General features: G+C 68.3%; 21 protein-coding genes. 7 read left to right on the top strand and 14 right to left on the bottom strand.

Features of this window, described 5'->3' with window-relative positions:
• Positions 1-33: 33 nt before the first annotated feature.
• Both G398_RS0112745 and G398_RS18375 read left to right on the top strand, forming a co-directional pair.
• Positions 34-516 (top strand): GNAT family N-acetyltransferase, encoded by a 483-nt coding sequence (locus G398_RS0112745; protein ID WP_026853870.1) that lies wholly within the window; start codon positions 34-36, stop codon positions 514-516.
• Positions 516-1,865, top strand: a complete 1,350-nt coding sequence (locus tag G398_RS18375) for a CCA tRNA nucleotidyltransferase (RefSeq protein ID WP_043484934.1) — start codon at positions 516-518, stop codon at positions 1,863-1,865. Before G398_RS0112745 ends, G398_RS18375 begins: the two co-directional genes overlap by 1 nt.
• Here the strand turns inward: G398_RS18375 and ispF are convergent.
• Both ispF and G398_RS0112730 read right to left on the bottom strand, forming a co-directional pair.
• On the bottom strand, positions 1,862-2,353 hold the full coding sequence (ispF, locus tag G398_RS0112735) for a 2-C-methyl-D-erythritol 2,4-cyclodiphosphate synthase (protein ID WP_026853869.1): 492 nt from the start codon (positions 2,351-2,353) through the stop codon (positions 1,862-1,864). The two genes, G398_RS18375 and ispF, sit on opposite strands and share 4 nt — an antisense overlap.
• Positions 2,350-3,876, bottom strand: a complete 1,527-nt coding sequence (locus G398_RS0112730) for a sensor histidine kinase (protein WP_052571934.1) — start codon at positions 3,874-3,876, stop codon at positions 2,350-2,352. The genes ispF and G398_RS0112730 overlap by 4 nt, the downstream gene beginning before the upstream one ends.
• A gap of 114 nt (positions 3,877-3,990) precedes the next feature.
• On the opposite strand from G398_RS0112730, the gene ruvB reads away from it, so the two are divergent.
• A complete protein-coding gene (gene ruvB, locus G398_RS0112725; protein ID WP_052571933.1) occupies positions 3,991-5,004 on the top strand; it encodes a Holliday junction branch migration DNA helicase RuvB in 1,014 nt (337 codons plus the stop codon).
• A gap of 5 nt (positions 5,005-5,009) precedes the next feature.
• Here ruvB and G398_RS19880 read toward each other — a convergent pair whose 3' ends face one another.
• The 9 genes from G398_RS19880 to kdpF all read right to left on the bottom strand — a co-directional run bounded on the left by G398_RS19880 (position 5,010) and on the right by kdpF (position 15,472).
• Positions 5,010-5,471 (bottom strand): bactofilin family protein, encoded by a 462-nt coding sequence (locus tag G398_RS19880; protein WP_052571932.1) that lies wholly within the window; start codon positions 5,469-5,471, stop codon positions 5,010-5,012.
• Between the two features lie 19 nt (positions 5,472-5,490).
• Complete coding sequence (locus G398_RS19875) at positions 5,491-6,474, bottom strand: M23 family metallopeptidase (RefSeq protein ID WP_052571931.1); 984 nt, start codon at positions 6,472-6,474, stop codon at positions 5,491-5,493.
• A gap of 60 nt (positions 6,475-6,534) precedes the next feature.
• On the bottom strand, positions 6,535-7,458 hold the full coding sequence (locus G398_RS0112710; RefSeq protein WP_245576304.1) for a UbiA-like polyprenyltransferase: 924 nt from the start codon (positions 7,456-7,458) through the stop codon (positions 6,535-6,537).
• Positions 7,459-7,581: 123 nt separating this feature from the next.
• Complete coding sequence (locus tag G398_RS0112705; protein ID WP_026853865.1) at positions 7,582-8,277, bottom strand: response regulator; 696 nt, start codon at positions 8,275-8,277, stop codon at positions 7,582-7,584.
• Entirely contained in the window at positions 8,274-10,961 is a 2,688-nt protein-coding gene (locus tag G398_RS0112700; RefSeq protein ID WP_026853864.1) for a sensor histidine kinase, read from the bottom strand. The genes G398_RS0112705 and G398_RS0112700 overlap by 4 nt, the downstream gene beginning before the upstream one ends.
• Before the next feature lie 9 nt (positions 10,962-10,970).
• Complete coding sequence (kdpC, locus tag G398_RS0112695; protein WP_026853863.1) at positions 10,971-11,573, bottom strand: potassium-transporting ATPase subunit KdpC; 603 nt, start codon at positions 11,571-11,573, stop codon at positions 10,971-10,973.
• A gap of 10 nt (positions 11,574-11,583) precedes the next feature.
• Positions 11,584-13,698 (bottom strand): potassium-transporting ATPase subunit KdpB, encoded by a 2,115-nt coding sequence (kdpB, locus tag G398_RS0112690; RefSeq protein ID WP_026853862.1) that lies wholly within the window; start codon positions 13,696-13,698, stop codon positions 11,584-11,586.
• A gap of 8 nt (positions 13,699-13,706) precedes the next feature.
• On the bottom strand, positions 13,707-15,383 hold the full coding sequence (kdpA, locus tag G398_RS0112685; RefSeq protein WP_026853861.1) for a potassium-transporting ATPase subunit KdpA: 1,677 nt from the start codon (positions 15,381-15,383) through the stop codon (positions 13,707-13,709).
• A complete protein-coding gene (kdpF, locus tag G398_RS20480; RefSeq protein WP_084512616.1) occupies positions 15,380-15,472 on the bottom strand; it encodes a K(+)-transporting ATPase subunit F in 93 nt (30 codons plus the stop codon). The genes kdpA and kdpF overlap by 4 nt, the downstream gene beginning before the upstream one ends.
• A gap of 200 nt (positions 15,473-15,672) precedes the next feature.
• Between kdpF and tatA the strand changes: the two genes are divergently transcribed.
• Entirely contained in the window at positions 15,673-15,858 is a 186-nt protein-coding gene (gene tatA, locus G398_RS0112675; RefSeq protein WP_026853860.1) for a twin-arginine translocase TatA/TatE family subunit, read from the top strand.
• A gap of 67 nt (positions 15,859-15,925) precedes the next feature.
• Here the strand turns inward: tatA and G398_RS0112670 are convergent, their stop codons facing one another.
• From G398_RS0112670 to G398_RS0112660, 3 genes are read right to left on the bottom strand one after another with little or no spacing between them, the layout of a single operon-like run.
• Positions 15,926-16,714 (bottom strand): succinate dehydrogenase/fumarate reductase iron-sulfur subunit, encoded by a 789-nt coding sequence (locus G398_RS0112670; RefSeq protein WP_026853859.1) that lies wholly within the window; start codon positions 16,712-16,714, stop codon positions 15,926-15,928.
• An 11-nt stretch (positions 16,715-16,725) separates the two neighbouring features.
• Positions 16,726-18,645 carry a fumarate reductase/succinate dehydrogenase flavoprotein subunit gene (locus G398_RS0112665; protein WP_026853858.1) on the bottom strand — a complete coding sequence of 640 codons (1,920 nt, stop codon included), beginning with the start codon at positions 18,643-18,645 and terminating at the stop codon, positions 16,726-16,728.
• Positions 18,646-18,661: 16 nt separating this feature from the next.
• On the bottom strand, positions 18,662-19,357 hold the full coding sequence (locus G398_RS0112660; RefSeq protein ID WP_026853857.1) for a succinate dehydrogenase cytochrome b subunit: 696 nt from the start codon (positions 19,355-19,357) through the stop codon (positions 18,662-18,664).
• Positions 19,358-19,799: 442 nt separating this feature from the next.
• Here G398_RS0112660 and G398_RS0112655 point away from each other — a divergent pair, with 442 nt between their 5' ends.
• The 3 genes from G398_RS0112655 to G398_RS0112645 all read left to right on the top strand — a co-directional run bounded on the left by G398_RS0112655 (position 19,800) and on the right by G398_RS0112645 (position 26,122).
• Positions 19,800-22,238 carry a sodium-translocating pyrophosphatase gene (locus G398_RS0112655; RefSeq protein ID WP_157492415.1) on the top strand — a complete coding sequence of 813 codons (2,439 nt, stop codon included), beginning with the start codon at positions 19,800-19,802 and terminating at the stop codon, positions 22,236-22,238.
• Between the two features lie 138 nt (positions 22,239-22,376).
• Positions 22,377-24,449 carry a S9 family peptidase gene (locus G398_RS0112650; RefSeq protein ID WP_026853855.1) on the top strand — a complete coding sequence of 691 codons (2,073 nt, stop codon included), beginning with the start codon at positions 22,377-22,379 and terminating at the stop codon, positions 24,447-24,449.
• Positions 24,450-24,553: 104 nt separating this feature from the next.
• Complete coding sequence (locus G398_RS0112645; protein ID WP_026853854.1) at positions 24,554-26,122, top strand: peptide chain release factor 3; 1,569 nt, start codon at positions 24,554-24,556, stop codon at positions 26,120-26,122.
• The last annotated feature ends 91 nt before the right edge of the window (positions 26,123-26,213 follow it).

Below are 26,213 nucleotides of genomic sequence, written 5' to 3'. Positions count from 1 at the left end.
CGGTTTCCTGATCCATCGGGTTAGCATAGACCCATGCTGAGCCTCCGTCCCGCCGTCCCCGCCGATGCCCCGCTGATCCTGCAGTACATCCGCGAGCTGGCGGACTATGAGCGCGAGCCGGACGCGGCGGTCGCCACCGAGGCGGACATCCTGCGCCATGCCTTCTCCGACCACCCGCTGGTGAAAGTGACCATGGCGGAGTGGGAGGGGCGGCCCGCGGGTTTCGCATTGTGGTTCCTGAACTTCAGCACCTGGGAAGGCAAGCCCGGGATCTACCTCGAGGACCTCTTCGTGCGCCCGGCCTTCCGGGGTAAGGGCATCGGCAAGGCCCTGCTCCAGCACCTGGCGGCGATTGCGGTGAAGGAGGGCTGGACCCGCTTCGTCTGGCAGGTGCTGGACTGGAACACCCCGGCCATCGAGTTCTACGAGGCGCATGGAGCGAAGGTCATGCGGCCCTGGCTCACCTGCCGCGTGGAGGGAGAGTCGCTCGCCCGGCTGGCGGGGGGCGCGGATTGATGTGGGCCCCGCTGCTGCGCCTCCAGGAGGCCCTGGGGCCCGAGGCGGAGCTGGTGGTGGTCGGAGGTGCCGTCCGGGACGAGCTGCTGGGACGGCCCCACGCGGACTGGGACCTGGCCACCAAGCTGCTGCCGAAGGCCGTGATGGACCGGGCACGGGCCGCGGGCCTGAAGGCCATTCCCACGGGGCTGCAGCACGGCACGGTCACCGTGCTGCTGGAGGACCGGCCCGTCGAGATCACCACCTTCCGCAGCGACGGGGACTACCTGGACGGCCGCCATCCGGAGAGCGTGCAGCTGGGCGTCTCCCTGGAGGAGGACCTCTCCCGCCGCGACTTCACCATCAACGCCATGGCTCTGCCCGTGGCCGGTGGTGGGCTGGTGGACCCCTTCGGCGGCCAGGCCGATCTGGAAGCGCGGACCCTGCGGGCGGTGGGGGATCCGCTCCAGCGCTTCGCCGAGGACGGCCTCCGCACGCTGCGGGCCTGCCGCTTCGCCGCCCAGCTGGGCTTTGAGGTCGAAGCCACGACCCTGGCGGCCATTCCCCGGCGGCTGGAGGTGGCCCGGAAGGTGGCGGCGGAGCGTGTCCTCACGGAGCTCACGAAGCTGCTCTGCGGGGCCGAGCCCCAGCGTGGGCTGGAGCTCCTGGCGCGGACCGGGCTCTTGGATCTCTGGATGCCGGAGCTGCGCCCCATGATCGGCTGCGGGCAGAACCGCCACCACCGCCACGATGTGTGGAACCACACGCTGGAGGTGGCGCGGCTGGTTCCCGCAGAGCCCGGCCTGAGGTGGGCCGCCCTGCTGCACGACGCCGGCAAGCCCGCAGCCCGCGACGTGGGCGAGGACGGCGAGGTCCGGTTCCACGGCCATGAGGGCCGGTCGCTGGCTCTGGCCGAGGCCATCCTCGACCGCCTGAAGGCCGCCCACGCCCTCCGCCGCGAGGTGTTGGCCCTGGTGTGCCACCACGGCACCCACCCCAGCGCCGACTGGAGTGATGCCGCCTGCCGCCGGTTCCTGAGGCGCCTGGGGGAGGATGGGCTGAATCTGGCATCCTGGGCGGCCTTCCGCCTGGCGGATCAGCGGGGCAAGGGGCTGGAGCTGGCGGCCAGGGAGCGGGAGCACACCGCGATCCTGGCCCGGCTGGAATCCCTGGCGGCCTCGGCGCCGCCCCTGGCCGTGAAGGCCCTGGCCCTGGACGGCGCGGCCCTCATGGCCCTGGCCGGGCGCCGCGGCGGGCCCTGGCTCGGCGAGCTCCAGAGGGAACTGCTGGAAGCCGTCATCGAGGACCCGTCCCTCAACACCCCCGAGGCCTTGGTGGCGCTGGCGAAGCGGCGCCTGCCGCCAGCCTAGCAGCGCTCGATCAGCACCACGGCCTGGGCGGCGAGGCCTTCGCCGCGGCCGGTGAAGCCGAGCTTCTCGGTGGTGGTGGCCTTCACGTTCAGGGCCTCGACGGGGATCCCCAGCAGGGGTGCCACGCGCTCGCGCATGCGCTGGCGGTGGGGGCCCACCTTCGGCCGCTCTCCGATGAGGCAGACATCGGCGTTCACGACGCGCCAGCCGCGTTCCGCCAGGTCGCCCATCACCCGCTCCAGCAGGCCGGCCGAGTCCGCGCCGCGGAAGGCGGGATCCGTGTCCGGGAAGTGCTGCCCGATGTCGCCGAGGCCCGCGGCGCCCAGCAGGGCATCCATGAGGGCGTGCAGCATCACGTCCGCATCGCTGTGCCCCGCCAGGCCCCGGTCGTGGGGCACTTCGCAGCCCATGAGCACCAGCCGGCGGGCCTCCCCGGGCTCCGCGAAGCGATGGACATCGAACCCCAGGCCGGTGCGGAAGGGCGTCATACGCGGGGGATCCCCAGGTTGCGGTGCTCACCGGTGGATTCGTCCGAAATCGCGATCGCGCCGGAGATGGGATGGTCGGGCAGGAGGATGAGGACCTCGGTCCCCTGGCCTTCCTCGCTGATGAACTCCAGGGTGCCGCCGTGCTCTTCCACGATCTTCTTCACCGTGGCCATGCCAAGCCCCGTTCCCTTCTTCTTCCCGTAGCTGAAGAAGGGCTCGAAGATGCGCTTGACCACGCGCTTGGGGATCCCGCGGCCCTGGTCCTTCACGCAGATCCGCACGCCGCTGGTGACCTGGACCCAGGTGACCACCACCTCGCCGCTGAGGTCCACGGTGGCGTCCAGGGCATTGGCCAGCAGGTTCTCCATGACCCGGGTGAAGCGGGCGGGATCCAGCTTGACCAGGCAGGAGTCCCCTTCGGTCCGGAGGGACACGCCCATCTCGGCCGCCCGGGGGACCAGGGGCTCGATGATGGCCTCGAGGAAGGGACGGAGGTCCACGGTCTCCCAGCGGGGCTCGCGCACCTTGGCGAAGTCCAGCACGTCCTGGCTGAGGAGGGTGAGGCGGTCCACGCAGTCCAGGATCTTGCGGCAGTGGTGGCGCACCTTGCCGTCCTCGGTGGACAGCTCCAGCAGGTCCGCATGGCCGCGCAGCACGAAGAGCCCGTTCTTGAAGTCGTGGACGATGGAGCTGGCCACCTGGCCCACCGTGGCCAGGACGTGGCTGCGCAGGTTCTCCTCGGAGAGCCGCGTGCGCTCGATGGCGATGGCGCAGAGCGCGACGATGGCCTCGAAGGTCGGCCGGTCCGGGGGTTCGATGATGGGGCGGCGGCTGTCCAGGTAGACGACGCCGATGCGGCGCCCCTGGAGCAGCAGGGGCAGGCAGAGGATGGTCTTCAGCTCCAGGCGCTGGATGGAGTGCTGGCTGAGCAGGTGGCCGTCCTCGGCCACGTTGAGGATCCAGATGGGGTCGCCGGTCTCGAACACCTTGTGGACGCTGGACATGGACAGCTGGATCTGGCCCTCCAACTCCTCGCCCAGGTTGCGCTGGACGCGGCAGGCCAGCTCACCGTCCTCCAGGAGCATGAGGAAGCCCCGGTCCGTGCCCGAAATGCTCAGGAGCCGGTCCAGGGACTGCTCGAGCATGTCCTCCAGGTCCACTTCCTGGGCCAGGAGCTGGGCGGCCTCGAGGATGGCCTGGAGGTGGATCTCGGAGCTGCTGTGGTCCGTGCGGAGCAGGGTCAGGGTGTAGGCCCCATCCGCCAGGAGAAGGGGGGCACCAGGCTCCCAGGCAATCCTCCCCAGGGGCTTGTCCAGGTAGAAGCTGCCATGGGTGGTCTGGAGATCCTCGGCCCACCAGGTATCGTCCTTCAGCTCCAGGCGCAGGTGGTTGCGGCTGATCATGTTGTCAGACAGCACCACGTCGCAGAGGCTCTGCCGGCCCACGGTGACCGAGCGGGAGAGCGGCACGGTCCGCTCGAAACCGTGTCGGTCTCGGATCAGGAGCTGGTAGCGCTGGGCCACGGCATCTCCCTGGCGGGCGGCGGGGAAAGGGGAAGCGACATCTGGACTGCGATCCCCAAGATTATCCGGCCATCGGCTGGACACAAGTGGAAGTCCCGTGAGGGAATAGAGGTCATGCACCGGCACCCCGACCTCGACCCCTCCGCCTCTCTGGAGGACCCTGTTGAATATTCACTGAGGCCGCAGCGGCTTCAGGAATATATCGGCCAGGCCAAGGTGAAGGCCCGCATCGAGATCGCCCTGAAGGCCGCGACCAAGCGGGGCGACGTGCTGGACCACGTGCTGCTGTTCGGGCCTCCGGGCCTGGGCAAGACCACCCTGGCCCATGTGCTCGCCAACGAGATGGGCGCGCCCTGCAAGGTGATCCAGGCGCCGGCCCTGGAGAAGAAGGGGGACCTGGCGGCCATCCTCACCAACCTGGAGGCGGGCGAGTTCCTGTTCATCGACGAGATCCACCGGCTGTCCGCGCCCATCGAGGAGATGCTCTACGCGGCCATGGAGGACCGGAAGCTGGACATCCTCATCGGCCAGGGGCCCAGCGCCCAGACGCTGAAGGTGGACCTGCGGCCCTTCACCCTGGTGGGGGCCACCACCCGGGCGGGGCTCATCTCGAAGCCCCTCCACGACCGCTTCGGCCTGGTCCACCGCCTGGAGTTCTACACCCGGGCGGACCTGGCCATCATCGCCCGGCGCTCGGCGGACCTGCTGGGCATCCACCTGGCGTCGGAGGGGGCCGAGGCCATCGCCCGCCGCAGCCGCGGGACGCCGCGCATCTGCAACCGCCTGCTCCGGCGCTGCCGGGACTACGCGGAAGTGAAGGGGGACGGAACCATCACCCAGGAGTCTGCGGAGGCCTGCCTGCGCCTCCACGAGGTGGACGACCTGGGCCTGGACGGGCTGGACCGGGACTACCTCCAGGCCCTCTGCCACAAGCACCGGGGCGGGCCCGTGGGCCTGCGCACCCTGGCGGCGGCCCTGGGCGAGGACGAGGGCGCCCTGGAGGACCTGGTGGAGCCCTACCTCATGCAGGTGGGCTTCCTGGACCGCACGCCGCAGGGCCGCAAGGCCACCGAGGCGGCCTATGTCTACCTAGGTGTGAAGCCCGACCAGGGGCCGCTGTTCCGGTGAGGTGATCAGCCGCGGCTCTCGATCATCTCGAGGGTCGGCGGGGGGGTGTGCGTGAGAGCGAGGGTGCCCCCCTTGGCGACACTTTCGCCCTCCAGGCTGCGGGTCTGATCCCGGCGGATGCAGACGCCCTGGAGGGTGCCGCCCTCGTCCACCACGAGGGAGCCCACTTCCACCTCGCCCTCCACGTAGCCGGTGCCGTGGATCTCCAGGCACTCGGTGATCTTCATGGTCCCTTCCGCGCGGCCGGTCACCACCAGGTGCTTGGCGAAGATGGTGCCCTTCACCAAGCCCCCCGGGGCGATGGAGACCTCGCCGCAGGAGTGGATGGTCCCCTCGACGCAGCCTTCGATGCGCAGGTTCTGGGAGCCGGTGTTGATCTCGCCGGTGAGCACCACGTCCTTGCTCAGCAGGGAATGGATGGCAGGGGCGGATTCGGGTTTGGACTTGCTGCTGCGGAAGACGGCCATGGTTCACTCCTTCGGGGGGTCAGGATGACTTCTTGCCCAGGGCCCGGATCCACTGGCGCTGGAGGCGGAGGTAAGGCTGGGGGTTCGTGGGCTTGCCGTTCAGCCTCACTTCATAATGCAAATGGACGCCGGTGGCGTTCCCCGAGCGTCCCATGGTGCCCAGGATATCCCCACGGGACACTTTCTGCCCGGTCTTTACGTTCACGTGGTTCAGGTGGGCGTACAGGGTTTCCTGCTCATGGTTGTGGCGGATCCGGACGCCCCAGCCGTAGCGGTCCATCCAGCCCGCATCCACCACGTCGCCGTCGGCCGTGGCCTGGATCGGCGTGTCCAGGGCGTTGCTGATGTCGATGCCCGTGTGATAGCCCAGCAGGCCCTCCCCCTCTTCATTGGAGCGGGTGAAGGGGTTCACCCGGACGCCGAAACCCGAGCTGAGGTAGCCGGCGGTGGGGGGGATGGAGGGCGTGTGGGCCCAGGCGCGGATCACGGGCTCCATGCGGGCGCGGACCACGGCTGCCTGCTTGGCCGTGTAGTCCAGGTCCTGCCGGAGGCGGGAGAGCCGCTCCTGGGTTCCCGGCGGAGGCGGGGCGGGGGGTTGCTGCGGTGTCTGCCCGGGCGGTGGAGGCAGGGGCGCCGCGGTGGCCCCCTTCGGGTCGAGCAGTTTCAGCAGTTCCGTCTGCTGCTGCCGGAGGGTGGCCACCTCGGCCTCCAGGGCCTGGGCCTGGTCCAGGGAGGAGCGGAGCTGCTCCTGCTGCTCCTGGGTCTCCTTCTGGAGCCGGCCGAAGCTCATGATCTTCTTGGTGGCCCACAGCCCGTAGCCCGATCCGATCATGGCCAGGGCGGAGAAGCCCGCGACGAGGCCGAGGATCCAGAGCATCGTCCGGCGGGTCAGGGACCATCGGATCGTCCGGTGGCTGAAGACCACCATCACGGTGAGCCACCGCACGGGATCGGGTCGGCTGGACCTCACGGCGAGTCTGCGTTCGGGCTGATGGCTGGACATGGACCTTCAGCATACCTGGGAATCCGTGGAGGATCGACTCGCCTTCTTACAACGAAGGATCTAGAGCGGGGCCAGGAGCGACCGCGACAGCCACCATTCCAAGGCGTGCCCAAGGAAAAACACGAGTCCCACCAGACTGTTCAACGTGAAGAAAGCCTGGTCGATGCGCGACAGGTCGCCGCCCCGGACCAGCCACTGCTCCTTGGCGAGCATGACCGCCACGGTGGCCCATCCGGCCCAGGAGACCAGGTGGCTGCCCATGTGGACGTTGAACATGGCCCAGGCCGCGAGGGCGATGAGGTGCAGGACGCGGGAGAGGATCAGGGCGCCGCTGGTGCCTAGCCTGACGGGCATGGAATGCAGCCCCTTGTCGCGGTCGAAGCCCTGGTCCTGGAGGGAATAGAGGATGTCGAAGCCCGCGGTCCAGGCCAGGACGCCACCGGAGAGCCACAGGGCGGGGGCCTCGATGCGTCCCGATACGGCGATCCAGGCGCCCAGAGGAGCCCCGGAAAGGGAGAGTCCCAGCACCACGTGGGCCCAGGACGTGAAGCGCTTGCATAGCGAGTAGCCCAGGATGATCACGAGGGCCAGCGGCGAGAGGGCCCAGGTCAGGGGCCCGAGGGCGCCGGCGGCCAGGCCGAAGAGGACGATGCCCGCTCCCATCAGGAGCATGGCGCCGGCCCGGGAGACCCGGCGCGCGGGCAGGGCCCGCATGGCCGTGCGGGGATTCTCAGCGTCCACGTCCACGTCCACCAGGCGGTTGAAGGTCATGGCGGCCGTGCGGGCCCCCACCATGGCTGCGAGGATCCAGAGGATGGTCCGCAGGGGGGGGATCCCCTGGGCCGCGCCCAGGGCCCCCAGGAAGGCGAAGGGCAGGGCGAAGACCGTGTGCTCGAACTTGATCATGTCGAGCAGCTCGCGCATGTGGCGAAGGGGGGACGGGTCGGCCGGTCCGGGAACGGGAGCCTCGTCGCCTGGGGGCACCGGGTCGATCCCGGAGGAACGTTCCTCTGAGGGCTGGGACTCCTGGCCTGGATCTGGGTGGTTCATCGCGCTGTCCATCAGAACCATGATCCAGTGAATCCCGGTCCCTGTCTCGGGGGCTGTTCAGTCCTCGGTCCTCAGCCGGTAGCCCACCCCGGGCTCGGTCCGGAGGTACCGGGGCCGGGAGGGGTCCTCCTCCAGCTTGTGCCGGAGCTGGGCCATGTAGACCCGGAGGTAGAGGGGCTGCGCTCCCGCGACGCCCCCCCACACCTCCTTCAGGAGCTGCCGCTGGGTGACCACCTTGCCCGCATGCCGGATGAGGGTGGTGAAGAGGCGGTACTCGATGGGGGTCAGGTGGATCTCCCGCCCCTCGACCAGCACCTGGCGCCTGGCGAGGTCTACGCGCCACCGCCCGAGCGAGAACACCGGATCCTGCACGTCGCCGGTGTCCGCGTGCCGCAGGGCGACCCGGATGCGGGCCAGGAGCTCCCCCGTTCCGAAGGGCTTGGTGAGGTAGTCGTCCGCGCCGACGTCCAGGGCGCCGATCTTGTCGGCCTCCTGGCCCCGGGCCGAGAGGATGATGACCGGCGTGCGGGCCCACTCCCGGAGGCGGGTCATGAGGTCGAGGCCGTCCATGTCGGGCAGTCCCAGGTCCAGCAGGATCAGGTCCGGCCGGTGCTGGGCGGCCATGGCGAGGCCCTCCTGGCCCGTGGCGGCCTCGAGGTAGCGGTATCCTCCCCCTTCCAGTGCCACCCGGAGGAAGCGCCGCATCTGGGGCTCGTCCTCCACGAGCAGGAGCAGCGGACCGGAGGCGGTCATGCGCCCTCCTCCGGCAGGGTGGGGGGGGTGCCCAGGGGCAGGCTGACCAGGAACTGGGCCCCGCCCTGGGGGTGGTTGACCGCCTGGATCCGCCCTCCATGGGCCGCCACGATGCCCCGGCAGATGGCCAGCCCCAGACCGGCTCCCGGGCGGCCCGGCGCCGCCTCGCCGCGGAAGAGCTTCTCGAAGATCCGGTCCTCCTCCCCGGGCGCGAGTCCCGGCCCCTGGTCCGCCACGGACAGGGTGAGGGACTTCCCGGCCGCCCAGGCCTTGAGATCCACGGGCGACCCGGGCGGGGAGTACTTCAGGGCGTTGTCCACCAGGTTCACCACCACCTGCTCCATCAGGACGGGGTCCAGGGCCACCAGGGGCAGGTCCGCCGGCAGGTGGGCCCTCACTCGCGCGGATTCGGTACCCAGCTCACGCCGGTTCAGGGCCGCGCCGATCACTTCCTCGAGGGGGACCCACTCCCGGCGGAGGTCCAGGGCCCCGGATTCGAGGCGGGTGATGTCCAGCAGGTTGCTGACGAGGCGATGGAGGCGCTGGGCCTCCTCCTGGGCGGAGAGCAGGAGCTCCCGCCGGGAGCTTTCCGGCAGGTCTGGTGTCTCCAGGGCGGTACTGACGGCTCCGGTGATGACGCCGAGCGGTGTGCGCAGGTCATGGGAGACGGAGCTGAGGAGGGCGTTCCGGAGGCGCTCCTCCTCGGCCCGCCGGCGATCCGCCGCGCCCTGCTCGGCAAGCAGGGCCCGCTCCAGGGCCAGGGCGGTCTGGTTGGCGAAGGCCTCCAGCAGCTGGTGCCGATCCGGTTCCATCCATTGGGCCGTGTCGTCCGGAAGCACTCCCATCACCCCGAGGGGGCCCCGGGATCCCCGGAGTGGAAGGTAGGTGGCGCGGGCTCCGGGGAGCGTGAGGGTGCCCAGTCCAGCGGCATCCCCATGCTCGTAGACCCACTGGGCCACCCCTCTCTCCTGGTCGCCCAGCGGGAAGGTGAGCGGGTGGGCCGGGGCCTCCAGCCGCCCCGCGGCGTCGGGGAGAAGCACCACCGCATGACCCTGGAACTGGGTGCCCACGTTCTGGATGGCCGAGGCCACCAGGGAGGCGGACCCCGCGCTTCGGGCCAGCTCCTGCCCCAGCCGGAAGAGCGCCTGGGTCCGCTGCTCCCGGGCGCGGGCCAGGCGGGCCTGGGCCCGGATCCGCTCCGTGAGGTTGCCGATCACCAGGCCCACCAGGAGCATCACGGAGAACGTCCCCACATGGCGGAAATCCGTGACCACGAAGGTGAAGTAGGGCGGCACGAAGATGAAGTCGAAGGCTGCCACGCTCAGAATGGAGGCCAGCAGCGAAGGGCCGCGGCCGAAGCGCGTGGCGACGAGCACGATCCCGAGCAGGTAGGCCATCACGATGTCCGCCAGCTCGGTACGCCGGAAGGCCAGGCCCGCCACGGCGGTGGCGAGCCCCACCGTGAGCACGCTGAGGAGGTAGTTCCGCGCCGGGCTCGTGATCCGGGACCGGAGGCTCGTGATGGCAGCGGGCTTGGCGGCCTCGCCGGTGATGACGTAGATGTCGATGGCGCCGCTGTGGCGAATGAGGTCGTCCACCAGGGAACCGGAGAGCAGGCTGAGCCACTTCGCCCGCGTGGGTTTACCCACCACGATCTTGGTGATGTTGCGGTCCTGGGCGAAGGCGAGGATGTCCTCGTCGGCCCGCCCGCCGCCTTCGATCACCACGGTCTCGCCGCCCAGCTTCTCCGCGAGCCGGAGGTTCTCCTCCACCCGGGCCCGTTCCTCCTCGCTGAACTTGAGGTGCCGCGGCGACTCCACGTACAAGGCGACCCAGGGGGCCCCCAGGGAGCCGGCCATGCGCCGGGTGGCGCGGATGAGGCGCTCCGAGAGGCCATCGGGCTCCACGCAGACCAGGAGGCGGTCCCCGGCGGCCCAGGTCTTGCGGATGCCCTCGGATTCCCGGTAGCGGCGCATCTGGGCGTCCACGTTCTCCGCGGTGTGGCGCAGCGCCAGCTCGCGGAGCGCCAGGAGGTTGCCCTTGCGGAAGAAATGGTCGCGCGCATGCCGGGCCTGCTCCGGGAGGTAGACCTTCCCCTCCTTGAGGCGGATCAGCAGGTCGTCCGGCGGCAGGTCCACCAGCTCCACCTCGTCGGCCCGCTCCAGGACCGTGTCCGGGACGTTCTCCCGGACGACGATCCCGGTGATCTGGGCCACCACGTCCTTGAGGCTCTCCATGTGCTGGACGTTCAGGGTGGTGAACACATCGATGCCCGCGTCCAGCAGCTCCAGGACGTCCTGCCAGCGCTTGGCGTGGCGGGATCCCTTCACGTTGGCGTGGGCCAGTTCGTCCACCAGGATCAGCCCAGGGCGGCGGGCCAGCGCCGCCTCCAGGTCGAACTCGGGGAGGAACTGGCCTGAATAGGCGAGTTCCTTCCGGGGAAGGAGCTCCAGCCCATCGAGCAGGGCCGCGGTCTCGGCGCGCCCGTGGGTCTCCACGACCCCCACCAGCACGTCGAGCCCCTCCGCCCGGCGCTCCCGGGCCTCCGAGAGCATGGCGTAGGTCTTGCCGACGCCCGGGGCCGCCCCGAAGAACACCTTCAGCTTGGCGCGGCGCGCGACAGCCTCCGCCTCCTGCACCTGCCGGAGCAGCTGGTCGGGGTCGGGCCGCCGGGGTTCTGCCACGGCGCCAGCCTAGCGCAGCTCGGCCAGCGCGAGGTTCAACTTCATTACGTTGACCCGCGGGGCTCCGAGGAACCCGAGCTGGGGACCTTCCGTGTGGGCGGCCACCAGGGCCCGGATCCCTGCCTCGGGAAGACCCCTGGCCCTGGCCACGCGCCCGGCCTGGTACAGCGCCGCCTCGGGGGTGATGTGGGGATCGAGGCCGCTCCCGCTGGCGGTGACCAGGTCCACGGGGACGGGCGCCTGGTTTCCGGGGTCCGCGGCTTTCAGCAGGGCGATCCGGATCTGGGCGGCCCTGGCCAGCTCCGGATTGGAGGGCCCCAGGTTCGACCCGCCGCTGGCCAGGGCGTTGTAGGGCGCGGGCCTGCCATCGGTGCCGAGGGTGGCCGAGGGCCGCGTCCAGAAGAGGCCGGGATCGTTGATGGCCTGTCCGATGAGGGCGGATCCCAGCACCTGGTTCCCGGAGCGGAGGAGGCTTCCCCCCGCCTGGCGCGGGAACAGAGCCTTGGCCAGGCCGGTGACCGCCAGGGGGTAGAGGATCCCCGTCAGGGTGGAGAGGCCGAGCACGCCCACCAGGGCCGGGCGGAGGCGGGCGGAGAACGTTCGCGCGGGCATGGGTCGCTCCTCAGGCGGCGAGGTGGAGGGTGGCCAGGAGCCAGTCGATGGCCTTGATGCCGGCGAAGGGCACCACCAGGCCCCCGAGGCCGTACACCAGCAGGTTCCGCTGGAGGAGGGCCGCCGCTCCGGCGGGGCGGTACTTCACGCCCCTCAGGGCCAGGGGGATCAGGGCGACGATGACCAGGGCGTTGAAGATCACCGCCGAGAGGATGGCGCTCTCGGGGCTGTGGAGCCGCATGACGTTCAGGACCCCCAGGGCGGGGTAGGTGGTGGCGAAGGCCGCGGGCAGGATGGCGAAGTACTTGGCCACGTCGTTGGCGATGCTGAAGGTGGTCAGCGCCCCCCGCGTCATCAGCATCTGCTTGCCGATCTCCACGATCTCGATGAGCTTGGTGGGGTTGGAGTCGAGGTCCACCATGTTGCCGGCCTCCTTGGCGGCCTGGGTGCCCGAGTTCATGGCCACGGCCACGTCCGCCTGGGCCAGGGCCGGGGCATCATTGGTCCCATCCCCGGTCATGGCCACCAGCCGCCCGCCGGCCTGGTACTCGCGGATGAGCTTCAGCTTGGCCTCCGGCGTGGCCTGGGCCAGGAAGTCGTCCACCCCGGCTTCGGCGGCGATGGCCGCCGCCGTGAGCGGGTTGTCCCCGGTGATCATCACAGTCTTGATGCCCATGCCGCGGAGGTCGGCGAAGCGCTCCTTGATGCCGCCCTTCACGATGTCCTTGAGCTGGATGACGCCCAGGGCCCGCGATGGGGCCGCCCCGGCGCCATCGACCACCCGCTCGGCCACGACGAGAGGCGTCCCGCCGGCCATGGAGATCTGCTCCACCAGGCGGCGCAAGTCCTCGGGGAAGGCCCCGCCGGCGGCGTGGAGGTAGTCCTCGACGGCGGTGGCAGCGCCTTTCCGGATCTCACGCATCCCCCCTGGGCCAGGCAGGTTCACGCCGCTCATGCGCGTCTGGGCCGTGAAGGGGACGAAGTGGGCGTCCAGGGCGTGGATGTCCCGCTCGCGGAGGCCATGCCCGGTCTTGGCGAGCACCACGATGCTGCGCCCCTCGGGGGTCTCGTCCGCCAGGCTGGAGAGCTGGGCGGCGTCGGCCAGGGCCGCGACGGAGACGCCGTCGGCGGGCAGGAAGGCCACCGCCTCCCGGTTGCCCAGGGTGATGGTGCCGGTCTTGTCCAGCAGGAGCACGTCCACGTCCCCGGCGGCTTCCACGGCCCGGCCGCTGGTGGCGATGACGTTCGCCTGGATCATGCGGTCCATGCCCGCGATGCCGATGGCGCTCAGCAGGCCGCCGATGGTGGTGGGGATGAGGCAGACCAGGAGGGAGACGAGGACGGTCAGGGTGACGGGTGAGCCCTGTCCCGCCGCCCGCACGCTGAAGATCGAGTAGGGCAGCAGGGTGGCGGTCGCCAGCAGGAAGACGAGGGTGAGGCCCGCCAGCAGGATGTCCAGGGCGATCTCGTTGGGGGTCTTCTGGCGCTTGGCCCCCTCCACCATGGCGATCATGCGGTCGAGGAAGCTGTCCCCGGGATTGCTGGAGACGCGGATCACCAGCCAGTCGGAGAGCACCAGGGTGCCGCCCGTGACGGCGGAGCGGTCGCCTCCGCTCTCGCGGATGACCGGGGCGCTCTCCCCCGTGATGGCGCTCTCGTTCACGGAGGCCACACCCTCCACCACCTCGCCGTCCCCCGGGATCGTGGCGCCCGCCTCCACCAGCACCAGGTCGCCGATCCGCAGGTCCAGGGCATCCACGGCGTCGAAGGGGCCCAGCCGGTCCGCGCCGCGGAGGCGCTTCGCCCTCACGTCCCGCTTCGAGCGGCGGAGGCTGTCGGCCTGGGCCTTGCCGCGGCCCTCCGCCATGGCCTCGGCGAAGTTGGCGAAAAGCAGGGTGAACCAGAGCCAGAGGGCGATGGCCAGGATGAAGCCCGGGCGGGTCTCTCCGTGGCCCCCCAGGGCCTGGATCCAGAGGCCTGTGGTGAATGCGCTGCACACCCAGACGGTGAACATCACCGGGTTGCGGAGCTGGTGGAGCGGATTGAGCTTGAGCAGGGCGTCGAGGACCGCCCGGCGGGCCAGGGCGCCTTCAAAGAGGGGACGGGACTGGGCGGAGGCGCTCATGGCGGTCCTCATCGGAGGCTCAGCTGCTCGGCGATGGGGCCGAGGGCCAGGCTTGGAAGAAACGTCAGGGCCCCCACCAGGAGCACCACGCCCATCAGGGTCGCCACGAAGAGCGGCGTGTGGGTGGGGAGGGTTCCGGGGCCTTCGGGGGTGATCTTCTTCCTGGCCAGGGAGCCGGCCAGGGCGAGGACCGGGAGGATGGTCCCGTAGCGGCCCACCAGCATGGCGAAGGCCAGGGTCCAGTTGTAGAAGGGGGTGTTGGCGTTCAGTCCGGCGAAGGCGCTGCCGTTGTTGTTGGCCGCGCTGCTGAAGGCGTAGAGCACCTCGGTGAAGCCGTGGGGACCCGGGTTCGAGACGGACGGCAGGGCGGCGGGGAGGAGCACGCCCAGGGCCGTGCCCACCAACACCACGGCCGGAGGCAGCAGGATGGCGATGGAGACCATCTTCATCTCGAAGGCCTCGATCTTCTTGCCCAGATATTCCGGGGTCCGGCCCACCATGAGGCCGCTGATGAACACCCCGACCAGGGCGAAGAGCAGCATGCCGTAGAGTCCCGAGCCCACGCCGCCGAACACCACCTCCCCCAGCTGGATCAGCCAGAGGGGCACCAGGCCGCCCAGGGGCGAGAGCGAGTCGTGCGTGCTGTTCACGGCCCCGCAGGAGGCTGCGGTGGTGGCCGTGGCGAACAGGGCGGTGCCAGGTACGCCGAACCGGACCTCCTTGCCCTCCATGTTCCCGGCGGGCTGTGCGACGCCGATCTGGGCCAGCTGCGGGTTCGGTCTGGACTCGGCCGAAGCCGTCGTGGCCAGCGCGCCCACGAACAGAAGCGTCATGGCCGCCAGGAGGGCCCAGCCCTGGCGGCGGTCGCGCACCATCCGGCCGAAGGCGTGGCAGAGGGCCGCGGGGATGAGGAGGATCGCCAGCATCTGGAGGAAGCTGCTCAGGGGCGTGGGGTTCTCGAAGGGATGCGCGGCATTGGCGTTGAAGAAGCCGCCCCCGTTGGTGCCCAGCATCTTGATGGCGACCTGGGAGGCCACCGGGCCCAGGGCGATCCCCTGGCCCGAGGCCGTGTGGACGGCGCCCGCGAAGGTCTGAACCACCCCTTGGGAGACGAGTGCCAGGGCGAAGATGAAGGACAAAGGCAGGAGGATGTAGAGGGTGCTCCGGACCAGGTCCACCCAGGCGTTCCCGAGTCCCTTCGATTCCCGCCGGGCGAAGCCCCGGACGAGGGCGGCCAGGACCGCGATCGCGGTGGCCGCCGACAGGAAGTTCTGCACGGCCAGCCCGAGCATCTGGCTCAGGTGGCTCATCGTCGTTTCCCCGCCGTAGGTCTGCCAGTTGGTGTTGGTGGTGAAGCTGACGGCCGTGTTGAACGCCAGGTCCGTCGGCAGTCCCCCCATGTGGCCGGGATTCAGGGGAAGATGGCCCTGGCCTTTCAGAAGGGCGAACACGGCCAGCCCTCCAAGCAGATTGAACAGCAGGATGGCTCCGGTGTAGGCCTTCCACTCCATCTCCTCGCCCTGGACGCCCATCAGCCGGAGGAGGGCCCGCTCCACCGGCGCCAGTGCTGGATGGAGGATGGTCCGCTCTCCTTCCAGGATCCGGCCGATGTAAGTGCCAAGGGGTGCGGACAGGATCAGCAGCAGGCCGAGGTAGGCCAGCGCCTGGAGCCAGGCGGTGTTCATTGGAACCTCTCGGGCATCAGGAGGGCCACGGCGAGGTAGCCCGCCAGACCCAGGGCCAGCATCAGGGCGATGAGAAGGGCGGGATTCATCGGGACTCCATCGGGCCGCCGGACGGCCGGCCCCCCAGCATGGCCAGGAGGAGCGTTAAGGTTCCGTTAGGAGTTTTCCTAACGCTTTCTTAACGTCTTCCGGGGCCATCCTGGCAGGCCGGGTTGCATGGACCCCCGCATCTGGCCGCTGGCGTGGCCAAGGCCGCATCTGTCGCATCCCTGATCCACTGGAGGTTGCCATGGGAAACCTAGGACCGATGGAAATCCTGCTGATCGGCCTCGCGCTCCTGATCTTCTTCGGACCGTCCAGGCTCCCGGAGCTGGGCAAGAGCCTGGGGAAGGGGATCCAGGAGTTCAAGAAGGCCAGCCGCGAGCTCACGGATCCGGTGAAGGACGCCCTCTCGGACGACAAGGACAGGAAGTAGCCCGGGACCGGGCACGAAAAAGAAGCGCCCGGCGGGTGCCGGGCGCTTCTCCTGGGTGGGGCTGGGCTCAGCCCGCGCCACCGCCGCTGGTAGTGGCAGGACGGTAGGTGAGGCTGGCCTTGATGAAGTCGCGATTCATGCGCGCGATGTTCTCCATCTTGATGCCCTTGGGGCAGGCGGCTTCGCACTCGCCGTGGTTGGTGCAGGTGCCGAACTCCTCGGCGTCCATCTGGGCGATCATGTCGCGGACGCGGAGGTAGCGCTCGGGCTGACCCTGGGGCAGGTGACCCAGGTGGCTGATCTTCGCGGAGACGAAGAGCATGGCGCTGGCGTTGGGGCAGGCGGCCACGCAGGCGCCGCAGCCGATGCAGGCCGCCGCATCCATGGAGAGGTCAGCGCTCTCCTTGGGGATGGGCAGGGCATTGGCGTCCTGGGGCGAGCCCGTGGGCACGCTGATGAAGCCGCCGGCCGCGATGATGCGGTCGAAGGCGCCGCGATCCACCATCAGGTCCTTGATGACGGGGAAGGCTTCCGCGCGCCAGGGTTCGAGGGTGATGCTGTCCCCGTCCTTGAAGCTGCGCATGTGCAGCTGGCAGGTGGTGGTGCGCTCGCGGGGGCCATGGGGGCGTCCGTTGATCACCATGCTGCAGGTGCCGCAGATGCCCTCGCGGCAGTCGTGGTCGAAGGCGATGGGCTCCTCGCCCTTGCGGATGAGGCCTTCGTTCACGACGTCGAGCATCTCCAGGAAGGACATATCGGGGCTGATGTTCTCGGCGGGGTATTCGACGAACTTGCCGTCGCACTTGGCGTTCTTCTGCCGCCACACGTGAAGGGTGAGATTGAAGTGCTTGGACATGGCTCAGATCCTCACTTGTAGCTGCGGGTCGCGAGGTGGACGTTCTCGAAGGTCAGCTGCTCGGTGTGGCGCACCGGAGCCTGGCCTTCGCCCTTGTATTCCCAGGCGGCCACATGGGCGAAGTTCTCGTCGTCGCGGAGGGCCTCGCCTTCCTCGGTCTGCCACTCCTCGCGGAAATGGCCGCCGCAGGACTCGCGGCGCTCGAGGGCGTCCAGGCACATCAGCTCGCCGATCTCCAGGAAGTCGGCCACGCGGCCGGCCGCCTCGAGGGACTGGTTCAGGTCGTTTCCGCTTCCGGGGATGCGGAGGTTCTTCCAGAACTCTTCGCGGATCTGCGGGATGAGCTCCAGGGCCTTCTTGAGGCCGGCCTCGTTACGGCCCATGCCACACATCTCCCACATGACCTTGCCCAGCTCCCGGTGGAAGTGGGTGGGGGTCTCCTTGCCGCCAATGGACATGAGCTTGTCCGTTCGGTCGTTGACGGCCTGCTCGGCGGCCTTCACCGCCGGATCGTCGGCCTTGATGCGGGTGCCGGGCTTGATGCCCGCCAGGTAGCCGCCGATGGTGTAGGGGATCACGAAGTAGCCGTCCGCCAGGCCCTGCATGAGCGCCGAGGCGCCCAGGCGGTTGGCGCCGTGATCGGAGAAGTTGGCCTCGCCCAGCACGAAGAGGCCGGGGATGGTGCTCATGAGGTTGTAGTCCACCCACAGGCCGCCCATGGTGTAGTGGCTGGCCGGGAAGATGCGCATGGGCGTCTTGTAGGGGTTCTCGTCCGTGATGCGCTCATACATCTCGAAGAGGTTGCCGTACTTCTCCTCGATCTTGGCGGCGCCCAGCCGGTTGATGGCGTCGCTGAAGTCGAGGTAGACGCCCAGGCGGGTGGGCCCGACGCCGCGGCCTTCGTCGCAGACCTGCTTGGCGGCGCGGCTGGAGACGTCGCGGGGGGCCAGGTTGCCGTAGGAGGGGTACTTGCGCTCGAGGTAGTAGTCGCGATCCTCCTCGGGGATCTCGGAGGCGGGCTTGCCGCAATCCTCCTTGCGCTTGGGCACCCAGATACGGCCGTCGTTGCGCAGCGACTCGGACATGAGCGTGAGCTTGCTCTGGTGGTCGCCGGTGACGGGGATGCAGGTGGGGTGGATCTGCGTGAAGCAGGGGTTCGCGAAGGCGGCCCCCTTCTTGTAGGCGCGCCAGACGGCGGTGCCATTGCAGCCCTTGGCGTTGGTGGAGAGGTAGAACACGTTGCCGTAGCCGCCCGTGGCGAGGCAGACCGCGTCCGCCACGTGGGAGGTGACCTCGCCGGTCACCATGTCGCGCACGACGATGCCCTTGGCCACGCCGTCCACCACGATCACTTCCAGCATCTCGTGGCGGGGGAACATCTTCACCTTGCCCAGGCCGATCTGGCGCTCCAGGGCCTGGTAGGCGCCGATGAGCAGCTGCTGGCCGGTCTGGCCGCGGGCGTAGAACGTGCGGCTGACCTGGGCGCCGCCGAAGGAGCGGTTGTCCAGCAGGCCGCCGTATTCCCGGGCGAAGGGCACGCCCTGGGCCACGCACTGGTCGATGATGTTGTTGCTGACCTCGGCCAGGCGGTGCACGTTGGCTTCGCGGGCGCGGAAGTCACCGCCCTTGACCGTGTCGTAGAACAGGCGGTACACGCTGTCGCCATCGTTCTGGTAGTTCTTGGCGGCGTTGATGCCGCCCTGGGCCGCGATGGAGTGGGCCCGGCGGGGGCTGTCCTGGTAGCAGAAGCACTCGACTTCATAGCCGAGCTCGGCCATGGAGGCCGCGGCGGCGCCGCCGGCCAGGCCGGAGCCCACCACGAGGACCTTGTACTTCCGCTTGTTGGCGGGATTCACGAGCTTGAGATCGAATTTGTGCTTTTCCCACTTCTTGTCGATCGGGCCGTCTGGGATTTTGGACTTGAGTTCCATGGAGCGCTCCCTGGGATCAGTGGATGAAGCCGGTCAGGACGGCGATGGGATAGGAGATGTTCACGCCCACCACGAGGACGGTCAGACCCGTGGCGAAGTTGCGCCGCAGGCTGTTGTAGCGGGGATGGGCCAGGCCGAAGCTCTGGGTGCAGCTCCACACGCCGTGCCACATGTGCAGCCCGAGGCAGAGCTGGGCCACGATGTAGAAGCCGGCGGCCGCGGGGACCTTGAAGCCGTTCACGAAGTTGGCATAGGGGTTGGCGTGGTCGAAGTTGGGATGGACCGTGCCGGTGGTGAGGTGGAGCAGGTGGTAGATGATGAAGGCGGCCAGGATGACGCCGCTCCAGCGCATGGTCCGGGAGGCCCAGGTCGAGGCGACGTTCTGCTGGTTCCGGTAGCCGACGGGGCGGGCGGCCATGTTGTCCAGGGTGAGCGTCGTGGCGGCCCAGATGTGGAGGCCGACCGCGGTGAGGAGCACGGCCCGGAACACCCAGATGCCCATGCCGTGGACCATGGTGCGCAGGAACTGGGCGTAGTGGTTCATCGCCTCGGCGCCCATGTAGGACGTCAGGTTCCCCAGCATGTGGACGGTGACGAATCCGAATAGGATGACGCCGGTGGCCGCCATGACGACCTTCCGGCCGACCGACGAAGCCAGGAAACCGTGGCCGCGTGCTTCCGCGCCCGCGATGCTCTGTTCAGCAACGGACATAGAGGGACTCCTTTGAAAAACGGGGAGGTGGATCGGAGCACCCGCGGCGTGCGGCGGGGCCCGCTTTCAATGACAGGGCCATAACTGACCCGATTATCTGCGGTCGTCCGGCGATCCCCAAGCCTTAATGCTGGCCCAAGACAAGCTGTGACAATATGCATCTTCGGCCCCATCCCGCTGGAACCTTGGCCCGGAACGTGGCCTGAAGCCTTGCGGTTGCAAGGCGGCGTCCGTTAAAATCAAGCCCGATCTAGACATGATCTTTGGTGGAACGCCCCCGGGTGGGGGCTCGTGCCGCTTCCGCGCAGGCCGCCCTGATCCGTCCCTTTCCCAGCCACGCCCATTCAGTCTCCCTCTCCTTAACCCAACTGGAGGAACAACCATGGTGACGATGAAACGTCTCCTTGACTCTCTGGCGCCAGCCAGACTCTTCAAGGGGGGGATGACGGCGCTCGTCGCCCTTCTGCTCTCCACGCCGGCCTTCGCGGGCGGCGAGGCGGAGCTGAAGATTCCCGCCCTGGAGGGCAGCTTCATGGGCATGACGGGCCACAACCTGCTGCTCATCGGCCTCGTCATCTGCCTGCTGGGCATCGGGTTCGGCCTGGTGCAGTACGCCCAGATCCGCAACCTCCCGGTCCACAAGTCCATGCTCGAGATCTCCGAGCTGATCTATGAGACCTGCAAGACCTACCTGCTGACCCAGGTCAAGTTCATCGCGATCCTCTGGTCCTTCATCGCAGTGATCATGGTGGCCTACTTCCGGTTCCTGGCCCATCCGGCCATGAGCTGGGCGCAGGTGGTCGTGGTCCTCCTGTTCTCCATCGTCGGCATCCTCGGCTCGGTGGCGGTGGCCTGGTTCGGCATCCGCATCAACACCTTCGCCAACTCCCGCACGGCCTTCGCCAGCCTTGGCGGCAAGCCCTTCCCCACCATGGCGATCCCCCTGAAGGCCGGCATGTCCATCGGCATGCTGCTCATCTCGGTGGAACTGTTCCTCATGCTGGCCATCCTGCTGTTCATCCCGGGTGATGCGGCCGGCCCGTGCTTCATCGGCTTCGCCATCGGCGAGTCCCTCGGCGCCGCCGCCCTCCGCATCGCGGGCGGCATCTTCACCAAGATCGCCGACATCGGCTCCGACCTCATGAAGATCGTCTTCAAGATCAAGGAAGACGATGCCCGCAACCCCGGCGTCATCGCCGACTGCACGGGCGACAACGCGGGCGACTCCGTGGGCCCCACGGCGGACGGCTTCGAGACCTACGGCGTCACCGGCGTCGCGCTCGTCACCTTCATCCTGCTCGCCGTCAATCCCGTCACCGCCGGCCCCAGCTACCAGGCCATCCAGGTGGCGCTGCTGGTGTGGATCTTCGTCATGCGCGTGGGCATGATCGTGACCTCCGCGGTCTCCTACTGGATCAACGGCATCGTCGCCAAGGCCATGTATGGCGAGTCCAAGAAGTTCAACTTCGAGCACCCCCTGACCTCCCTCGTCTGGCTCACCTCGATCCTGTCGATCGTGATGACCTATGTCCTTTCCTACCTGCTCATCAGCCATCTTCCCGATGGCCTCCTCGGCGGGGGCATGTGGTGGAAGCTCTCGACCATCATCACCTGCGGCACCCTGGCCGGCGCGCTGATCCCTGAGCTGGTGAAGGCCTTCACCTCCACCAACTCCGGCCACGTGAGGGAAGTCGTCACGGCCTCCAAGGAGGGCGGCGCCTCCCTCAACATCATCGGCGGCCTGGTGGCCGGCTACTTCTCCGCCTACTGGATGGGCCTCACGATCGTGCTCCTCATGGGCGCGGCCTACTATGTGTCCACCTTCGGTCTGGGCGCCTTCATGGCCGCCCCCGCCATCTTCGCCTTCGGCCTCGTGGCCTTCGGCTTCCTGGGCATGGGGCCCGTCACCATCGCCGTGGACTCCTACGGTCCCGTGACCGACAACGCCCAGTCCGTCTACGAGCTCTCCACCATCGAGAACCTTCCCGGCATCGAGGCGGAGATCCAGAAGGACTTCGGCTTCAAGCCCGACTTCGAGGAAGCCAAGATGTTCCTCGAGGAGAACGACGGCGCCGGCAACACCTTCAAGGCCACCGCCAAGCCCGTGCTCATCGGTACCGCCGTCGTGGGCGCCACCACCCTGATCTTCTCCATCATCCAGGTGCTCTCCGCGAAGTACGGCTCCGTGCTCCCCTCGATCCCGGGCCAGATGGCGGTCCAGGAGGGCCTCTCCCTGCTGAACCCGCTCTTCCTGCTGGGCATCATCACCGGCGGCGCGGTCATCTTCTGGTTCTCCGGCGCCGCCTGCCAGGCTGTCGCCACGGGCGCCTACCGCGCGGTGGAGTTCATCAAGCAGAACATCAACCTGGACGCCGGCGCCGAGAAGGCCTCGGTGGAGGACTCCAAGAAGGTCGTGGAGATCTGCACCCAGTACGCCCAGAAGGGGATGTTCAACATCTTCCTGGCGGTGTTCTTCTCCACGCTGGCCTTCGCCTGCGTGAACCACTACTTCTTCATCGGCTACCTGATTTCCATCGCCGTCTTCGGCCTCTACCAGGCCATCTTCATGGCCAACGCCGGCGGCGCCTGGGACAACGCCAAGAAGCTGGTGGAGACCGAGCTGAAGGCCAAGGGCACCGAGCTCCACGACGCCTGCGTCGTGGGTGACACCGTGGGCGATCCCTTCAAGGACACCTCTTCGGTGGCCATGAACCCGGTCATCAAGTTCACCACCCTCTTCGGCCTCCTGGCCGTGGAGCTGGCCATCACCCTCAACCCCGCCACGGCCCATGTCGCCGCCCTGATCTTCTTCGTGGTCTCGGCCATCTTCGTGTGGCGCTCCTTCTACGGGATGCGCATCCCCGTCGCGGACAACAAGTAGGACCGACCGCCCAAGGGCGGACGAATGATGGAAGGGGCCCCCCGGGGCCCCTTCCTGTGTGATACCTTGTTTCGTGAGGTTCAACCGATGCGCCGATTATTTCATATTTCCGCTACCCTGCTTGCCTACGGAACCCTCATGGCCGCCGATCCTGCCCCCAAGCCGCCCGTCGCGCCCCAGAAGGCCCACACCAGCGTCTGGCATGGCGAGAAGGTCGAGGATCCCTGGTTCTGGCTGCGGGAGAAGGCCAACCCCGACGTGGTGGCCTACCTGAACGCCGAGAACGCCTACACCGAGGCCATGACCGCAGACCTCAAACCCTTCTCCGAGGCGCTCTACAAGGAGATGCTGGGCCGCATCAAGCAGACGGATCTCAGTGTCCCCGTCCGCCGCGGCGCCTTCTACTACTACGCCCGGACCGAAGAGGGGAAGCAGTACCCCATCCAGTGCCGGCGGAAGGCCGGGAAGGGCGGAGTCTACGATGAGAAGGCTGCCGAGGAGGTGCTGCTGGATCAGAACGAGCTGGCCAAGGGCCTGAAGTTCCTGGGCCTGGGCGGCATGGCCGTGAGCGACGACGACTGCACCCTGCTGTTCAGCACCGATGTGACGGGCTTCCGCCAGTTCAAGCTCTTCACGAAGGACCTGGCCTCGGGCAAGGTGACGGGCCCGCTCGCCGAGCGGGTGACCTCCTTCACCTGGGCCGCCGACTCCCGACACCTCTTCTTCGTGACCGAGGATGGCGTCACCAAGCGCTCCAACCAGCTTTGGCGCCTCGACTTGGACGGGGGGAAACCCGAGCTGGTCTACGAGGAGAAGGACGAGCTGTACCGCATCGGCGTGGAGCGGACGAAGGACCGCAAGTACCTGCTGGTGGATAGCCAGTCCACGGACACCTGGGAGACCCGGTACCTCTCCGCGTCCAAGCCCACGGGCGCCTTCAAGGTCCTCCTGGCCCGGGAGAAGGGCCACAAGTACGACGTGGAGCACCGCGAGGGCACCTTCTACATCCGCACCAACAAGGGAGCCCGGAACTTCCGCCTGGTCACTGCCCCGGTGGCCACGCCGGACCCCAAGCACTGGAAGACCTTCATTCCCCACCGGGCGGATGTGCTGCTGGAGGGGATCGAGCCCTTCCGCGACTTCCTCGTGGTGGCCGAAAAGCATGAGGGCCTGGACCGCTTCCGCATCCAGGATCTCAAGACCGGCGCCTGGAAGGATGTGGCCTTCCCGGAGCGGGTGTACGCGGCCTTCCCCGGCGGCACGCCCGAGTACACCGCCACGGCCTTCCGCTTCGCCTACCAGTCCATGGTCACGCCCCCGAGCGTCTACGACTGCGACATGGCCACCGGGAAGCAGACGCTCCTGAAAGAGACCGAAGTCCTGGGCGGCTACGACAAGTCCCAGTACGCCACCGAGCGCCTCTGGGCCACGGCCCGGGACGGCGTGAAGGTGCCGCTCTCCGTGGTCTACCGGAAGGGTACGAAGCTCGACGGCACCGCGCCCCTCTTCCTCTACGCCTACGGCTCCTATGGCTTCGGCATGCCCGCCGCCTTCTCCATCCCCCGGCTCAGCCTCCTGGACCGGGGCATGGTCTACGCCATCGCCCACATCCGCGGCGGCAACGAGATGGGCGAGCCCTGGCACGACGACGGCATGCTCATGAAGAAGATGAACACCTTCACCGACTTCATCGACTCTGCCGAGTTCCTAGTGAAGGAGAAGTGGACCAGCAAGGACCGGCTGGTCATCGAGGGCGGCAGCGCCGGCGGCCTGCTCATGGGCGCGGTCACGAACATGAGGCCCGACCTCTTCAAGGCCGTCCACAGCGCCGTGCCCTTCGTGGACGTCATGAACACCATGCTGGACGCCAGTCTCCCGCTGACCGTGGGCGAGTATCTCGAATGGGGTAACCCCAACGAAAAGGTCGCTTTCGACTACATGCGAACCTACAGCCCCTATGACAACCTGGCGAAGAAGGCCTATCCCGCCATCCTCGTCACCACCAGCTTCAACGACAGCCAGGTGATGTACTGGGAGCCCGCCAAGTACGTGGCCAAGCTCCGCACCCTCAAGACCGACGCCAACCCGCTGCTGCTGAAGATCAAGATGGACCCCGCAGGGCATGGCGGCGCTTCCGGGCGCTATGACGCCCTGAAGGACAAGGCCTTCGAGACGGCGTGGATGTTGAAGCAGGTGGGCATCACCAAGTAGCCGTTCATGGCTCCAAAGGGCGCATCCGCGCCCTTTGGAGCTGGGAAAAGCGTATAGAATGGGAAGGCGCGGCAATCGCCGCGCCTTTCTATGTCCGGAAGCCCATGTCCCTCTCCGAAGAGATCCAGCGGCGGCGCACCTTCGCCATCATTTCGCACCCCGATGCCGGCAAGACCACGCTGACGGAGAAGCTGCTGCTCTACGGCGGCGCCATCGACCGCGCGGGCAGCGTGAAGGCCCGCGAAGGCGGCGCCGCGGCCCATTCGGACTGGATGAGCATCGAGCAGGAGCGCGGCATCAGCGTCACCTCTGCGGCCATGCAGTTCGAGTACCACGGCCGGGCCATCAACCTGCTGGACACGCCGGGTCACCAGGACTTCAGCGAGGACACCTACCGGGCCCTCACGGCCGCGGATGCCGTGGTGATGCTCCTGGACTGCGCCAAGGGCGTGGAGGAGCAGACGAAGAAGCTCTTCCGTGTGGCCAATGAGCGGAAGCTCCCCATCTTCACCTTCGTGAACAAGCTGGATCGCCCGGGCCGGGAGCCCGTGGAGCTCATCGACGAAGTGGAAGAGCTGTTCGGCCTCCACGCCGTGCCCATGACCTGGCCCATCGGGTCCGGCACGGACTTCAAGGGCGTCTACGTCCGCGCCACGGGTCAGATCCAGGTCTTCGAGCGGGCCAAGGCCGGCCAGAAGGCCCGGGTCGCTGGGAAAGGCGGGCTGGACGACCCCGAGATCGCCGCCCTGCTGACCCCTGCCGAGCTGCAGCAGCTCAAGGACGACGTGGATCTCATGGATCATGTCCTGCCCGCCTTCGACCGGGAGGCCTTCCTCCGCGGCGAGCAGTCGCCCATGTTCTTCGGCTCCGCCGTGAACAACTTCGGCGTGGCGGAGTTCCTGGAGGAGTTCCTGGAACTGGCGCCCGCGCCGGGCCCGAGACCCCTCATGAACGGCGGCGAGGTGGAACCGGAGCAGCCCTTCACGGCCTTCGTGTTCAAGGTGCAGGCCAACATGAACAAGGCCCACCGGGATCGCGTGGCCTTCGCCCGCATCGTGTCCGGGAAGTTCGACCGGGGCATGGACGCCCTGCACGTGCGCGAGAAGAAATCCATCAAGCTGAACTACCCCCACATGTTCTTCGGTCGAGAGAGGCAGATCGTGGACGAGGCCTATCCTGGCGACATCCTGGGCCTCATCAACCCCGGCCTCTTCCGCATCGGCGACGTGCTGAGCGCCGCCGGTCCCATCGAGTTCCACGCGGTGCCCCGCTTCTCGCCGGAGCAGTTCGCCTCCGTGCGCCTGGCGGATCCCGGCGCCCGCAAGGGCTTCCTGAAGGGGCTGAACCAGATCGCTGAGGAGGGCGTGGTGCAGGTCTTCTGGCCCAAGGGCGGCGCGCCCCTGCCCATCCTGGGTGCCATCGGCCGCCTGCAGTTCGAGGTGCTCCAGCACCGCCTCAAAGACGAGTACGCCTGTCCGGTGCTGCTGGAATCCCGCGGCTTCCAGATGGCCCGCTGGATCGAGGGCGGCTGGCCCGAGCCCAGCAAGTTCTGGGGAGAGCTGGTGGAGGATGCGGAGGGCAACCCTGCCATCCTCTTCGAGAATGACTGGCAGCGGCGTACCACGGCCGAAAAGAGCGCCGGCCTGACGTTCCTGGAGCATCCGCCCAAGTAACCCCGGGGCGGCTCGGAATGCTTCGCATTCCGAGTATGGAAAAGAGAGAAGGGCAAAACAGAAGAGCGGCGCTTTCGCGCCGCTCTTCCAC

The organism is Geothrix fermentans DSM 14018 (assembly GCF_000428885.1).
Classification (GTDB): Bacteria; Acidobacteriota; Holophagae; order Holophagales; family Holophagaceae; genus Geothrix; species Geothrix fermentans.
The sequence above is the reverse complement of the archived record's forward strand: the minus strand, read 5'-3'. Positions and strand labels throughout refer to the sequence as shown.